This is a genomic window from Mycobacterium sp. 852014-52144_SCH5372336 (assembly GCF_001665615.1).
GTDB lineage: Bacteria > Actinomycetota > Actinomycetes > Mycobacteriales > Mycobacteriaceae > Mycobacterium > Mycobacterium neumannii_A.
In genome coordinates this window covers 13,015-27,745 of the sequence record NZ_LZSW01000003.1, presented here as the reverse complement: position 1 = coordinate 27,745, position 14,731 = coordinate 13,015, and the positions used below count along the sequence as shown (strand labels likewise).

Genomic DNA, 14,731 nt, shown 5'->3' with positions numbered 1-14,731 from the left:
CCGGGTGGTCGCAGCGGTCAAGCTGCACCGCCACGTCGGGCGACGCCGCGCCGCACGCTTCCTCGCCGAGGGGCCGAACCTCGTCGAGGCGGCGTTGCGGCGCGGACTCGTATCCGAGGTGTTCGCCACCGAGGACGCCGCACACCGATTCGGTGCGATGCTGGCCGATGTCCCGGTGCACCTGGTGACGGAACGCGCCGCCAAAGCGTTGTCGGAGACGGTGACTCCGGTCGGCCTGGTCGCCGTGTGCGCGACACCGGAGACGTCGCTGGGCGAGGTCTTGGCCGCCTCGCCGCGGCTGGTCGCCGTCGCGGTCGAGATCTCCGAACCGGGCAACGCGGGCACCCTGATTCGGATCGCCGACGCGATGGGGGCGGACGCCGTCGTGTTCGCCGGGCACAGCGTGGACCCCTACAACGGCAAGTGTTTGCGCGCGTCCGCGGGCAGCATCTTCTCGATTCCCGTTGTCACCGAGGACGATCCCGGTTCGGCGGTGTCGGAACTCGCCGGCAGCGGCCTGCAGGTGTTGGCGACGACCATCGACGGCGAGATGTCATTGGACAGTCCCGCTCTGGAGGCCGCACTGGTCGAGCCGACGGCGTGGTTGTTCGGGCCGGAGGCCCACGGTCTGCCCGCAGAACTGGCCGCGTCGGCCACGCATCGCGTTCACATCCCGATGCCGGGGGCCGCCGAGAGCCTCAATGTGGCTGCGGCCGCGGCGATCTGCCTGTACCAGAGCGCACGCGCGCACCGCCGCTCCTAGCTCAACAAGCCTCGCGCCACGTGGGTGATCTGCACCTCGTTACTGCCGGCGTAGATCATCAACGACTTGGCGTCGCGCGCAAGCTGTTCGACGCGGTACTCGGTCATGTAGCCGTTGCCGCCGAACAGCTGCACCGCTTCCATCGCGACGTCGGTGGCGGCCTGTGAGCAGTACCACTTGATCGCCGATGCCTCCGGCAGTGAGATCGACACACCGGCCTGCGCCGCTTCGATCACGCGAAACAGGATGTTGCGCACGTTCATCCGCGCCACTTCCATGTTCGCGAGCTTGAGCTGGATCAGCTGGAACTGGCCGATCTCCTGACCCCACAGCGTGCGACTCTTGGCGTAGTCGACGCACAACCGCAGGCATTCCTCGATCACGCCCAGCGACATCGCGGCGACGCCGATGCGTTCGGCGCTGAAGCTCGACCGTGCGCTGGCGCGCCCGTCACCGGCGGAGTTGTCCTCGGTTTCGCCGAGCAACCGGTCCCGGCCCAACCGCACGTTGTTGAAGAACAGCTCGCCGGTGCGCGAGCTGTGAATTCCCATCTTGCGGAATGGCTTCGACTGCACGAAACCTTCCATGCCGCGGTCGAGCACAAAGGTGAGCACCTTGCGGTCGCGCTTGTCGATGCTGGGGTCGCCCTCGTCGAGCTTCGCGTACACCACGACGACGTCGGCGTCGGGGCCGTTGGTGATGAAGGTCTTCTGGCCGTTGAGGATGTAGTCGTCGCCATCACGGACGACGTAGGACTTCATGCCGCCGAAGGCATCGGAGCCCGAGTCGGGCTCGGTGATCGCCCATGCGCCGACCTTGTCGTAGGTGACCAGATCGGGAAGCCAGCGTTCCTGCTGGGCCAGCGTGCCGCGGCTCATGATCGTCGGCACCGTCAGCCCGAGGCTGACCCCCATGCCCGTGACGACGCCCATCGACACCCGGCACAGCTCGCTGACCACGACGAACCCCATGCCGCCGGAACCCTCGCCGAACATGCCGCCGCCCGAGGACTTCTCCGACGAACCGCCGCCGTCGCGCAGCCGGGCCAGGCGCTTGTTCAGCGACTCGCGCGCCATGTCGGCGATGCCGAACGTGGCGAACAGCTTGCGGACGATGGGGTAGGGCTCCATCTCGCCGCTTTCCAGCGCATCGACGTGCGGGCGGATTTCCTTGTCGACGAACTCGCGGACGGCATCGCGCACGGCGAGATCGACATCAGACCATTCGAGCATGCCCTCTAGGCTGCCTTATGGCGTCCGCGGGCCGGACGCAGCCCCGCCAAAGAGAACGTGGTGTGCACCAGCGACCCGGCCCGATCGAGCAGCGACTTGCGCGGAGGGAGGTAGTGCATCGGCAGCCCGCGCCGATCGCTCGGCGGCGCCATGAACGCAGGTGCTTCGACCAGTGGAGCGTCGGAGGGAAGCCGGCCCTGGGCCCGCCGATAGGCAGTCAAAGCCCTTGGATGCAAACGGATTTCGTCGGGCACAGCCACGAAAGCGAACTCCACCAGCTTGCCGAACAGGCGAAGAAGCACCTCGTCGCCGGGCGTCCATCGCATGTTGGCCTTCTCCCGAAGGGCGTCGTCGAACACGCCCGCCGCGATCCAGCGCTGCGCGCCGACCATCGGCTTGAAGAGCTGATCCCACAGCCCGGTGGGCATCAACACGAACCAGGGCTTGGGAATCCGGATCGAGAAGATGTCGAGGGTGGCGCGATTGATCTCGAGTTCCTCGCGGCACTTGCGGTCCCAGTACACGCAGAACTCTTCCCAGCTTTCCGGCACCGGCCGCATGCTCATGCCGTACATCCGGTACCACTGCACGTGCTCGTCGAACAGCTGGCGTTTCTCGGCCTCGGTCAGGCCGCCGCAGAAGTACTCGGCCGTCTTGATGATCAGCATGAAGAAGGTGGCGTGCGCCCAATAGAAGGTCTCGGGGTTCAGCGCGTGGTAGCGCCGGCCCTCGGTGTCCACACCCTTGATCGTGGTGTGGTAGCTCTTGATCTGCTCGCCGGTCTGGGAAGCGCGTTCGCCGTCGTAGACCACACCCATGATCGGATACACCGAGCGGGCGACGCGCTGCAGCGGTTCGCGCAGCAGGATCGAATGGTCCTCGACGCCCGCGCCCAGTTCCGGATACATGTTCTGGACGGCGCCGATCCACACACCCAGCAATCCCGTGCGGAGGTCGCCGAAGTACTTCCACGTCAACGAGTCGGGACCTAAGGGGTTGGCGGTGCTGCTCACAGTCATCTGATTCCTCGCTGAATCGGCGTCGAACTCCACGATAATGTTGACAACCAACGTTGTCTACGATTTGCGGGGCGCGTCGCCGGACAACGTTATGCAGCGGCTACTACCTCGCCACAAACCCGTGACCAGCTGCTTCAGCGGCTCCGGTTTCGTCATCCGGACGACCGCTTCGCTTGAGGAGATTGCTCGGCGTCGAGCGGCCCGCATAGGCTGGCGGGCGTGGATGTCGAGCCGTTCGAGCGGTCGACCGGGCCCCTGGGCTGGCTGAAGAACACCAATCGCAACGAGAACATCATCGCGTTCCTGCGACGTACGCGGCGCGCGTTGCCCGGTGATCCGGAGTTCGGGGATCCCCTGTCGGCCGACGGGGTGGGCGGGCCGCGCGCTGCCGCCCGCGCCGCCGATCGGCTGCTCCAGCACAACGTCGCCACCCGCGAGGTGAGCCTCGGCGCGCTGCAAGTGTGGCAGGCCCTCACCGAGCGGGTGTCCGGGAAACCGGCCAACCGCGAGGCGACGCTGGTCTTCACCGATCTCGTCGGCTTCTCGACGTGGTCGCTCGACGCGGGCGACGAGGCCACGCTGCGGCTGCTGCGCCGCGTGTCCCAGGTGGCCGAGCCGCCCCTGTTGGAGGCCGGCGGGCAGATCGTCAAGCGCATGGGAGACGGCCTCATGGCGGTCTTCCTCGACCCGACGACGGCGGTGCGGGCCGCGATCGCCGCGCGCGACGGGGTGAAAAGCATTGACGTCGACGGGTTCACGCCGCGGATGCGGGTCGGTGTGCATACCGGCCATCCCCAGCGCATCGGGTCGGACTGGGTCGGAGTCGACGTCAACATCGCGGCCCGCGTGATGGACCGCGCGACCCGCGGAGGGCTGGTGGTGTCGCAGACCACATTGGACCGCATCCCCGCCGAGGAGTTCGATTCGCTCGAAGTCGAGGCCAAGCGCCTCCGTAGGCAACTCTTCGCCTCGAAACATGACGGTGTCCCGGCCGATCTCGTCATGTATCGACTGAAGACTCTCAGGCACCCGCCGGAGGCTGGCGACGATGGGGACCAGCCCGCGGCGGAATAGCGGGCTGCGGTGCGTACGCCGGCCTCGGCATGCGTTCGAGGGCCATCGGCGCATCACCTATGATCGCCGGGTGGCTGATCGGCCCGCAGACCTGTCCGAAGAAGCGCTGACCGAGGCTGTCAGCGCTGCTCGGCGTGCGTTCGAGGCGGCCGCTGACCTCGATGAGCTCGCGCGGGCGAAAACCGAGCATCTCGGCGACCGGTCTCCGATCGCGTTGGCGCGCCAGTCGCTTGGGTCACTGGCCAAGGCCGATCGGGCCGACGCGGGGAAACGGGTCAACGTCGCCCGCACTCAGGCGCAGAGCGCGTACGACGAGCGGCTGGCGGCGCTGCGGGCAGAGCGCGACGCCGCGGTGCTGGTGGCCGAGCGTATCGATGTGACGTTGCCTTCGACCCGGCAACCGGTCGGCGCCCGCCACCCGATCACGATTCTGGGCGAGCGCATCGCCGACACGTTCGTCGCGATGGGATGGGAACTCGCCGAGGGGCCCGAGGTCGAAACCGAGCAGTTCAACTTCGATGCGCTGAACTTCGCTCCCGACCATCCGGCGCGCAGCGAGCAGGACACCTTCCACATCGCGCCCGAGGGGTCGCGGCAGGTGTTGCGCACGCACACCTCGCCGGTGCAGATCCGCACCCTTCTTGAACGCGAGCCGCCGGTCTACATCGTCTCGATCGGCCGCACGTTTCGCACCGACGAACTCGACGCCACCCACACTCCGGTCTTCCATCAGGTCGAAGGCCTCGCGGTGGACAAAGGACTGACGATGGCCCATCTGCGCGGCACGCTGGATGCGTTCGCCCGCTCCGAGTTCGGTCCGCAGGCGCGCACACGGTTCCGTCCGCACTTCTTTCCGTTCACGGAACCGTCGGCCGAGGTCGATATCTGGTTCGAGAACAAGAAGGGCGGAGCCGGCTGGGTCGAGTGGGGCGGCTGCGGCATGGTCCATCCGAACGTGCTGCGCGCCTGCGGGATCGATCCTGATGCCTATTCCGGCTTCGCTTTCGGTATGGGCCTGGAACGAACCCTGCAGTTCCGCAACGGAATTCCGGACATGCGCGACATGGTCGAAGGTGACGTGCGGTTCTCCCTGCCGTTCGGGGTAGGGGCCTGATGCGGCTGCCGTACAGCTGGCTGCGCGACGTTGTGCGGGCCGGCGCGCCGGGTTGGGACGTGAGCCCCGCCGACCTCGAAGAGACGTTGATCCGCATCGGCCATGAGGTCGAGGAGGTCATCCCGGTCGGCCCCGTCACGGGCCCACTGACAGTGGGACGGGTGGCCGCCATCGAGGAGCTCACCGAATTCAAGAAGCCCATCCGCGCCGTCAAGGTCGACGTCGGAGAAGACGAGCCACGTGACATCGTCTGCGGCGCAACAAACTTCGCCGTCGGCGATCTGGTCGTGGTGGCACTGCCCGGTACGGTGCTGCCCGGCGACTTCACGATCGCCAGCCGCAAGACCTACGGCCGGATCTCCGACGGGATGATCTGCTCGACGGCCGAACTGAACCTGGGCACCGACCATTCGGGCATTCTCGTGCTGCCGGCCGGCACCGCCGAACCGGGCCACCCCGCCGCCGATCTCCTCGGCCTCGACGACGTCGTCTTTCACCTGGCCATCACACCGGACCGCGGCTACTGCCTGTCGGTGCGCGGGCTGGCCCGCGAGGTCGCCACCGCCTACGACCTCGATTACGTCGACCCCGCCGACGTCGCCCCGTTACCGGCCGACGGCGAGGCGCTGCCCGTGTCGATCGACCCGGGCACCGGAGTCCAGCGGTTCGGACTGCGCCCGGTGACCGGCATCGATGCCGGCGCCGTCTCGCCGTGGTGGCTGCAGCGACGGCTCCTGTTGTCCGGCATCCGGGCCATCTCTCCCGCCGTGGACGTCACCAACTACGTGATGCTCGAGCTCGGCCACCCGATGCACGCCCACGACCGCAGTCTGATCACCGGCGGATTCCGTGTGCGCTTCGCCGAACCGGGGGAGACCGTGGTCACCCTCGACGATGTCGAACGCCGCCTCGACACGGCCGATGTGCTGATCGTCGACGACGAAGCGACCGCCGCGATCGGCGGCGTGATGGGTGCGGGCACCACCGAGGTGCGCGAGACGACCACCGACGTACTGCTCGAGGCCGCCGTGTGGGACCCGGCCGCCGTCTCGCGCACGCAGCGACGGCTGCGCCTGTACAGCGAGGCGGGTCGGCGCTACGAACGCAGCGTCGATCCGGCGATTTCGGTCGCCGCGTTGGACCGCTGCGCCGCGCTGCTCGCCGAGATCACCAACGGCACGGTCGAACCCACGCTGACCGATTGGCGCGGCGAGCCACCCCGAGACGACTGGTCGCAACCGCCGGTCGCCATGGCTGCCGACCTGCCCGACCGCACCGCCGGTGTCGAGTACGCACCGGGCACCGCAGAACGGCGGCTCACCCAGATCGGCGCACGGGTCGTCGCCGCCGAGGGCACGCTCACCGTCACGCCGCCGAGTTGGCGGCCCGATCTGCGTCAACCTGCCGACCTCGTCGAAGAGGTGCTGCGTCTCGAGGATCTGGAGACCATTCCGTCGGTGTTGCCGCTGGCCCCGGCCGGCCGCGGGCTGACCCCGGTGCAGAGGCGACGGCGTGCGATCGGAAAGTCGTTGGGACTCAACGGGTATGTGGAGATCCTGCCCACCCCGTTTCTGCCCGCGGGCGTATTCGACCAGTGGGGCCTGCGCGCCGACGACACCCGCCGGATCACGACCGACGTGCTCAACCCGCTGGATTCCGACCGCCCGCAGTTGGCCACCACCCTGCTGCCAGGACTATTGGAGGCACTGAGCCGCAACGTGTCTCGCGGAACCGTCGACGTCGGTTTGTTCGCGATCCAGCAGGTCGTCCAAGCGACGCCGGACACCCGTTCCCTCGAACGGATACCGACCGACCGGCGGCCCAGCGGCGAGGAGATCGCCGCGCTGAACGCGTCGCTGCCGCGACAGCCCCAGCACGTGGCCCTGGTGGTGGCCGGGTTGCGCGAGCCCGCAGGCCCGTGGGGTCCGGGTCGCGCGGTGCAGCCCGGCGACGTGTTCGAGGCAGTGCAGGTGATCGCTCGCGCCGCCGGTGTCGAGCTGAGCCTGCGCGCCGCTCAGCGCCTGCCGTGGCATCCGGGCCGCTGCGCCGAAGTGGTGCTGGGCGACCGGCAGAGCGGGACCGTCGTCGGCTTCGCCGGTGAACTGCACCCGGCGGTTGTGGAGCGGTCGGGTCTGCCCAAGCGCACCTGTGCCCTCGAACTGAATCTGGACGCCATACCCATCGTCGAGCGACTTCCGGCTCCGAGGGTGTCGCCGTTTCCCGCCGTGTTTCAGGACATCAGCCTGGTCGTCGACGAGGACGTCGCCGCGGCCGCCGTGGTCGAGGCGGTGCGGGCCGGCGCGGGGCCGCTGCTCGAGGACGTGCGGCTGTTCGACGTCTACACCGGTCCGCAGGTCGGCGAGGGCCGCAAATCGCTGGCGTTCGCGCTGCGGTTCCGTGCCGCCGATCGCACGCTCACCGAGGACGAGGCCAGCGCGGCGCGCGAAGCGGCCGTGCAGGCCGCCACGGAGCGGGTCGGCGCCGAACAACGCCGCTGATAGTAATGAATTTGCATAGGTATGCATAAACATGCAGAATTGCCTGCATGGTTTCAGTTGCGGTAGCGGGCGCCAGCGGATACGCCGGCGGTGAGATCCTACGCCTGCTTCTCGGACATCCCGCCTATGCCGACGGCCGGCTGACGATCGGTGCGCTGACCGCGGCGGCGAGTGCGGGCACCTCGCTGGCCGAGCACCACCCGCACCTGTTGCCGCTGGCCGACCGCGTGCTGGAGGCCACCGGCGAAGAGGTGCTGGGGGGACACGACGTGGTGTTTCTGGGGTTGCCGCACGGGCATTCCGCTCAGCTGGCCGAACAACTCGGCGACGACACGCTGATCGTGGACTGCGGCGCCGACTTCCGGCTCACCGATGCCGCCGCCTGGGAGCGGTTCTACGGCTCCGAGCACGCCGGTACCTGGCCCTACGGGCTGCCGGAGCTTCCGGGTGCGCGCGACCGGCTGCGCGGTGCGAGGCGGATCGCCGTGCCCGGGTGCTATCCGACCGCGGCCCTGCTCGCGCTGTGGCCCGCGGTGGCAGAGGACCTCATCGAGCCAGCCGTGACCGTGGTGTCGGTCAGCGGCGCGTCGGGGGCGGGCCGGGCCGCCAAACCCGATCTGCTGGGCGCCGAGGTGATCGGCTCGGCACGCGCGTACAACATCGGCGGTAAGCACCGGCACACACCGGAGATCGCCCAGGGGCTGCGCGCGGTCGGCAATAAAGACGTGACGGTGTCGTTCACACCGGTGCTCATACCGACCTCTCGCGGCATCCTGGCCACCTGCACCGCGCGCACGGACGCCTCGCTACCGGAGATCCGCGCCGCCTACGAAAAGGCCTACGACGCCGAGCCGTTCGTCCATGTGCTTCCCGAAGGGCAACTGCCGAAGACGGGTTCGGTGCTGGGCAGCAACGCCGCCCAGCTGGCCGTCGCCCTGGACGAGGATGCGAAGACGTTGATCGCCGTCGCCGCGATCGACAACCTCGTCAAAGGCACCGGCGGCGCCGCGGTGCAGTCGATGAACCTGGCGCTGGGCTGGCCCGAGACCGAGGGGCTTTCGATCGTGGGCATGGCACCGTGACTTCCGGAACCAGGCTGCTTCGCACCCAGGGCGTCACGGCCCCCGAAGGCTTCCGCGCGACCGGAATCGCCGCAGGCATTAAAGCATCCGGCGCGCTGGACCTGGCGTTGGTGTTCAACGAGGGTCCCGACTACGCCGCTGCAGGGGTGTTCACCCGCAATCAGGTCAAGGCCGCGCCGGTGCTGTGGAGCCGCCAAGTGCTCACCACCGGCCGCCTGCGCGCGGTGATCCTGAACTCCGGCGGCGCCAACGCCTGCACCGGGCCGCAGGGCTTCCAGGACACCCACGCCACCGCCGAGGCGGTCGCGGCGGCGTTGAGCGACTGGGGCACCGAAACCGGCGCGATCGAGGTCGCGGTATGTTCGACCGGGCTGATCGGCGACCGGCTGCCGATGGACAAAGTGCTCCCCGGCGTCACCGAGATCGTGCACGAACTGTCGGGTGGACTCCACGGCGGCGAAGAGGCCGCGCGGGCCATCATGACCACCGACACCGTGCCCAAGCAGGTCGCGCTGCACCACGCCGACAACTGGACCGTCGGCGGAATGGCCAAGGGCGCAGGCATGATCGCCCCGTCGCTGGCCACGATGCTGTGCGTGCTCACCACCGACGCCGTCGCCGATTCCGCCGCACTCGACGAGGCGCTGCGCAAGGCCACCTCGCTGACCTTCGACCGTCTCGACGTCGACGGCAGCTGTTCGACGAATGACTCGGTATTGCTTCTGTCGTCCGGCGCCAGCGCGGTCAAGCCCAGCCAGAGCGAACTCGACGAGGCGATCCTGAGGGTGTGCGACGACCTGTGCCAGCAGCTGCAGGCCGACGCCGAGGGTGTGACGAAACGGATCGTCATCACGGTGGCCGGTGCGGCTTCCGAGGACGACGCGCTGCTCGGCGCCCGCATCGTCGCGCGGGACAGCCTGGTCAAGACCGCGCTGTTCGGCTCGGACCCGAACTGGGGTCGGGTGCTGGCAGCCATCGGCATGGCGCCGTTCAAGGTGGATCCGGAGCGGGTCACCGTATCCTTCAACGGGTTTGCGGTCTGGCGGGACGGGGCGCCGCAACCGGGTTCACGCGACGTGGATCTCTCCGGTGCCGACATCACCGTCACCATCGACCTCGGCGACGGGTCGGCGCAGGCCTCCGTCCGCACCACCGACCTGTCGCACGGTTACGTCGAAGAGAACTCGGCGTACAGCTCATGAGCGTTGAAACCCCGGTCAAGGCAAAGGTTCTGGCCGAAGCACTGGAGTGGCTCAAACAGCTGCACGGCAAGACCGTCGTGATCAAGTACGGCGGCAACGCGATGACCGACGACGTGCTCAAGGCCGCGTTCGCCGCCGACATGGTCTTCCTGCGTAACTGCGGCGTCCATCCCGTCGTGGTACATGGCGGCGGCCCGCAGATCAGCGCGATGCTCAAACGCCTCGGCATTCAAGGCGATTTCAAGGGCGGATTCCGGGTCACCACACCCGAGGTGCTGGACGTGGCGCGCATGGTGCTGTTCGGTCAGGTCGGCCGGGAACTGGTCGGGCTGATCAACGCCCACGGCCCGTACGCGGTCGGGGTCACCGGCGAGGATGCCCAGTTGTTCACCGCGGTGCGGCGCAGCGTGACCGTCGACGGTGTGGCCACTGACATCGGCCTGGTCGGCGACGTCGAGAGGGTCAACGCCGAATCGTTGCTGGACCTCATTGCCGCGGGCCGGATTCCGGTGGTGTCGACCATCGCTCCCGACATCGGCGGGGTGGTGCACAACATCAACGCCGACACGGCGGCCGCTGCGCTGGCCGAGGCGTTGGGCGCCGAGAAGCTGCTGATGCTCACCGATGTCGAGGGCCTGTATACGAATTGGCCCGACCGCGGCTCGCTGGTCAGTGAAATCGACTCCGCTGCACTGACGCAAATGCTGCCGACACTGGAGGCCGGAATGGTGCCCAAGATCGAGGCGTGCCTGCGCGCGGTCGCCGGCGGTGTGCCGAGCGCGCACGTCATCGACGGCCGCGTCGAGCATTGCGTGCTGGTCGAACTGCTCACCGACGAGGGGACGGGGACGAAAGTGGTGCGGTCATGACCCTGCTGGAGCGGTGGCAGACCGTGATGATGAACAACTACGGCACCCCGCCGCTGGCGCTGTCCAGCGGTGACGGCGCGGTGGTGACCGACGTCGACGGCAAGACCTATGTCGATCTGCTCGGCGGCATCGCGGTCAACATCCTGGGCCACCGACATCCCGCGGTCATCGAAGCCGTCACTGCTCAGCTCAACACGCTGGGCCACACGTCGAACCTGTATGCGACCGAACCCGGTGTCGCGCTGGCCGAAGCGCTGGTCGGGCTGCTCGGAGCGGGGCCGGCCGCGCCGGCCAGGGTGTTCTTCTGCAACTCCGGCACCGAAGCCAACGAAGTCGCTTTCAAGATCACACGACTCACTGGGCGCACGAAACTGGTTGCGGCGCAAGGCGCCTTCCACGGTCGCACCATGGGCTCTCTTGCGCTCACCGGCCAGCCCTCCAAGCAGGCGCCGTTCGCGCCGCTGCCGGGTGAGGTGACCCATGTGCCCTACGGCGACATCGATGCGCTGCGAGCCGCCGTCGACGACGAAACCGCCGCGGTGTTTCTCGAGCCGATCATGGGCGAAGGCGGGGTCGTGGTTCCGCCCGCCGGCTACCTCGTCGCCGCCCGCGAGATCACCGCGCAGCACAACGCGCTGCTGGTGCTCGACGAGGTGCAGACCGGAATGGGCCGCACCGGAGCGTTTTTCGCGCATCAGCACGACGGGATCACTCCGGATGTCGTAACCCTGGCCAAGGGCCTCGGCGGCGGGTTGCCGATCGGCGCATGCATCGCGACGGGCGCCACCGCGGAGCTGCTGACGCCCGGATTGCACGGCAGCACGTTCGGCGGCAACCCTGTCTGCACCGCCGCCGCGCTGGCGGTGCTGCGGGTGCTGGCCGACGACGATCTGATCAGCCGCGCCGACGTGCTCGGCAAAATGCTGTCGACGGGCATCGAGGCCACCGGGCATCCGTTGATCGACCACGTCCGCGGCCGCGGCCTGCTGCTCGGTGTCGTGCTGACCGCCGAAGCAGCCAAAGCCGTCGAGGCCGCGGCCCGCGACGCCGGCTTCCTCGTCAACGCCGCGGCTCCCGACGTGGTCCGGCTGGCCCCGCCGCTGGTGATCAGCGAGGCCCAGGTCGACGACTTCCTCGCCGCGCTTCCCGCCGTCCTCGACACCGGCTCTGAAAAGGGCGCAACCTCATGACCGCAACCATCCGGCATTTCCTGCGTGACGACGATCTGAGCCCCGCCGAGCAGGCCGAGGTGCTCGCTTTGGCGGCCGAATTGAAAGCTCAGCCGTTCAGCCGTCGCCCTCTGGAAGGTCCGAGCGGCGTGGCGGTGATCTTCGACAAGAACTCCACGCGGACCCGGTTCTCGTTCGAGTTGGGCGTTGCCCAACTCGGTGGCCACGCCGTCGTGGTCGACGGCCGCAGCACTCAGCTGGGTCGAGACGAGACGCTGGAGGACACCGGCCGGGTGCTGTCGCGCTACGTCAAGGCGATTGTGTGGCGCACCTTCGCACAAGACCGGCTGACCGCGATGGCCGCGGGTGCGAGCGTGCCGATCGTCAACGCGCTGTCCGACGAGTTCCACCCGTGCCAGGTGCTGGCCGATCTGCAGACGCTTGCCGAGCGCAAGGGCAGGTTGGCGGGCTTGCGGATAACCTACCTCGGCGACGGGGCCAACAACATGGCGCACTCGCTCATGCTGGGCGGCGTCACGGCGGGCGTCGATGTGACGATCGCGGCACCGGACGGCTTCCAACCGCATCCGGACTTCGTCGACGCCGCACAGAAACGGGCTTCGGAGACCGGTGCGACGGTCACGGTGACCGCCGATGCGAACGCAGCGGCCGACGGTGCCGACGTCCTGGTCACCGACACGTGGACGTCGATGGGTCAGGAGAACGACGGCCTGGACCGGGTGGGGCCGTTCCGGCCGTATCAGGTCAACGAAGCCCTGCTGGGCCGTACCGACGCCGATGCGGTTGTGCTGCACTGCCTTCCGGCGCACCGCGGGGAGGAGATCACCGACGAGGTGATCGACGGGGCGCAGAGCGCGGTGTGGGATGAAGCCGAGAACCGCCTGCACGCGCAGAAGGCGCTGCTGGTGTGGCTGCTGGAGCGGGCGGGAGCCGGGCAGTGACTTCCGCGGCGACTCGTGCCGGGCGGCAGGCCCGCATCGTGGCGATCCTGTCGTCGCGATCGGTGCACAGCCAGACCGAGTTGGCCGCCCTGCTGGCCGAGGAGGGCATCGAGGTCACGCAGGCCACGCTGTCGCGCGATCTGGAAGAACTCGGCGCGGTGAAACTGCGCGGCGCCGACGGCGGCGTCGGCGTGTACATCGTCCCCGAGGACGGCAGCCCGGTGCGCGGCGTTTCCGGTGGCACCGAGAGGATGTCGCGGCTGCTGGCCGAACTGCTCGTGTCGACCGACTCCAGCGGCAACCTGGCCATCCTGCGCACCCCGCCCGGGGCGGCGCACTACCTTGCCAGCGCGATGGACCGCGCGGCCCTTCCGTTCGTCGTCGGCACCGTCGCCGGCGACGACACCATCCTGGTCGTCGCGCGTGAGCCGATGACCGGCGCCGAACTGGCAACGAAACTCGAGAGCATTAGACAAAAGGAGACCTGCTGATGTCCGAACGCGTCATCCTGGCCTATTCCGGTGGCCTGGACACCTCGGTGGCGATCAGCTGGATCGGCAAGGAGACCGGGCGCGAGGTCGTCGCTGTCGCAATCGATCTCGGCCAGGGCGGCGAGGACATGGAGGTTGTGCGCAAGCGCGCCATCGACTGCGGCGCCGTGGAAGCCGTCGTCGTCGACGCCAAGGACGAGTTCGCCGACGAGTACTGCCTACCCGCGATCCAGTCGAACGCGCTCTACATGGACCGCTACCCACTGGTCTCGGCGCTGAGCCGACCGCTGATCGTCAAGCACCTCGTGGCCGCGGCGCGCGAGCACGGCGGCGGCACCGTCGCGCACGGCTGCACCGGCAAGGGCAACGACCAGGTTCGCTTCGAGGTCGGGTTCGCTTCGCTGGCGCCGGATCTCAAGGTGCTGGCGCCGGTGCGTGACTACGCCTGGACACGGGAGAAGGCGATCGCGTTCGCCGAGGAGAACGCGATCCCGATCAACGTCACCAAGCGTTCGCCGTTCTCGATCGATCAGAACGTCTGGGGTCGCGCCGTGGAGACCGGCTTCCTCGAGCATCTGTGGAACGCCCCGACCAAGGACGTCTACGACTACACGGAGGATCCGACGGTCAACTGGAGCACACCCGACGAGGTGATCATCGGTTTCGACCGTGGCGTGCCGGTGTCGATCGACGGGCGCCCGGTGACGGTGCTGCAGGCGATCGAGGAGTTGAACCGCCGGGCCGGCGAACAGGGTGTCGGCAGGCTCGATGTGGTTGAGGACCGGCTGGTCGGCATCAAGAGCCGCGAGATCTACGAGGCGCCGGGTGCGATGGTGTTGATCACCGCGCACACCGAACTCGAACACGTCACGCTGGAGCGCGAACTCGGCCGCTTCAAGCGCCACACCGATCAGAAGTGGGGGGAGCTGGTCTACGACGGGCTCTGGTACTCGCCGCTGAAGACCGCGCTCGAGTCCTTCGTCGCCAAGACCCAGGAGCACGTGACCGGAGAGATCCGGCTGGTGTTGCACGGCGGACACATCGCGGTGAACGGCCGCCGCAGCGCCGAGTCGCTCTACGACTTCAACCTCGCCACCTACGACGAGGGCGATACGTTCGACCAGTCGGCGGCCCGCGGTTTCGTGCAGATCCACGGTCTGTCGTCCAGCATCGCCGCCCGCCGGGACCTCGACACGTGATGCCCTCCGCTCCACTACCGCGAGCGACCGTGTCTGTACGGCGACACGCCGGGTTCG

13 protein-coding genes are annotated in these 14,731 nt (G+C 68.4%); 11 read left to right on the top strand and 2 right to left on the bottom strand.

Translation table 11 applies throughout. The annotated features are described in order from the left end of the window. The first annotated feature begins 4 nt into the window (after nucleotides 1-4). Nucleotides 5-763 (top strand): RNA methyltransferase, encoded by a 759-nt coding sequence (locus A5759_RS00150; RefSeq protein ID WP_068192347.1) that lies wholly within the window; start codon nucleotides 5-7, stop codon nucleotides 761-763. On the opposite strand, the gene A5759_RS00145 is transcribed toward A5759_RS00150, so the two are convergent. Together A5759_RS00145 and A5759_RS00140 are read right to left on the bottom strand one after the other, a co-directional pair. After that, nucleotides 760-1,734 carry an acyl-CoA dehydrogenase family protein gene (locus tag A5759_RS00145; RefSeq protein ID WP_369816145.1) on the bottom strand — a complete coding sequence of 325 codons (975 nt, stop codon included), beginning with the start codon at nucleotides 1,732-1,734 and terminating at the stop codon, nucleotides 760-762. The two genes, A5759_RS00150 and A5759_RS00145, sit on opposite strands and share 4 nt — an antisense overlap. Before the next feature lie 266 nt (nucleotides 1,735-2,000). Next, entirely contained in the window at nucleotides 2,001-3,014 is a 1,014-nt protein-coding gene (locus tag A5759_RS00140) for an oxygenase MpaB family protein (RefSeq protein WP_068192444.1), read from the bottom strand. 219 nt (nucleotides 3,015-3,233) lie between these two features. On the opposite strand from A5759_RS00140, the gene A5759_RS00135 reads away from it, so the two are divergent. The 10 genes from A5759_RS00135 to A5759_RS00090 all read left to right on the top strand — a co-directional run bounded on the left by A5759_RS00135 (nucleotide 3,234) and on the right by A5759_RS00090 (nucleotide 14,674). Beyond that, entirely contained in the window at nucleotides 3,234-4,088 is an 855-nt protein-coding gene (locus A5759_RS00135; protein ID WP_231984487.1) for an adenylate/guanylate cyclase domain-containing protein, read from the top strand. A 70-nt stretch (nucleotides 4,089-4,158) separates the two neighbouring features. Next, entirely contained in the window at nucleotides 4,159-5,202 is a 1,044-nt protein-coding gene (pheS, locus tag A5759_RS00130) for a phenylalanine--tRNA ligase subunit alpha (RefSeq protein WP_068192338.1), read from the top strand. Then, the gene (gene pheT / locus A5759_RS00125) at nucleotides 5,202-7,700 is read left to right on the top strand and encodes a phenylalanine--tRNA ligase subunit beta (RefSeq protein WP_068192335.1); all 2,499 of its coding nucleotides are present in this window, start codon (nucleotides 5,202-5,204) and stop codon (nucleotides 7,698-7,700) included. Before pheS ends, pheT begins: the two co-directional genes overlap by 1 nt. A gap of 47 nt (nucleotides 7,701-7,747) precedes the next feature. Next, the gene (argC, locus tag A5759_RS00120) at nucleotides 7,748-8,782 is read left to right on the top strand and encodes an N-acetyl-gamma-glutamyl-phosphate reductase (protein ID WP_068192331.1); all 1,035 of its coding nucleotides are present in this window, start codon (nucleotides 7,748-7,750) and stop codon (nucleotides 8,780-8,782) included. After that, the gene (gene argJ, locus A5759_RS00115; protein ID WP_068192328.1) at nucleotides 8,779-9,984 is read left to right on the top strand and encodes a bifunctional glutamate N-acetyltransferase/amino-acid acetyltransferase ArgJ; all 1,206 of its coding nucleotides are present in this window, start codon (nucleotides 8,779-8,781) and stop codon (nucleotides 9,982-9,984) included. Before argC ends, argJ begins: the two co-directional genes overlap by 4 nt. Beyond that, a complete protein-coding gene (gene argB / locus A5759_RS00110) occupies nucleotides 9,981-10,853 on the top strand; it encodes an acetylglutamate kinase (protein WP_068192326.1) in 873 nt (290 codons plus the stop codon). Before argJ ends, argB begins: the two co-directional genes overlap by 4 nt. Then, nucleotides 10,850-12,043, top strand: a complete 1,194-nt coding sequence (locus A5759_RS00105) for an acetylornithine transaminase (RefSeq protein WP_068192322.1) — start codon at nucleotides 10,850-10,852, stop codon at nucleotides 12,041-12,043. Before argB ends, A5759_RS00105 begins: the two co-directional genes overlap by 4 nt. After that, nucleotides 12,040-12,984 (top strand): ornithine carbamoyltransferase, encoded by a 945-nt coding sequence (argF, locus tag A5759_RS00100; protein WP_068192321.1) that lies wholly within the window; start codon nucleotides 12,040-12,042, stop codon nucleotides 12,982-12,984. Before A5759_RS00105 ends, argF begins: the two co-directional genes overlap by 4 nt. Then, complete coding sequence (locus tag A5759_RS00095) at nucleotides 12,951-13,475, top strand: arginine repressor (protein ID WP_197505904.1); 525 nt, start codon at nucleotides 12,951-12,953, stop codon at nucleotides 13,473-13,475. The genes argF and A5759_RS00095 overlap by 34 nt, the downstream gene beginning before the upstream one ends. Next, nucleotides 13,475-14,674, top strand: coding sequence for an argininosuccinate synthase (locus A5759_RS00090; protein ID WP_068192318.1), 1,200 nt, complete (start codon nucleotides 13,475-13,477; stop codon nucleotides 14,672-14,674). The genes A5759_RS00095 and A5759_RS00090 overlap by 1 nt, the downstream gene beginning before the upstream one ends. The last annotated feature ends 57 nt before the right edge of the window (nucleotides 14,675-14,731 follow it).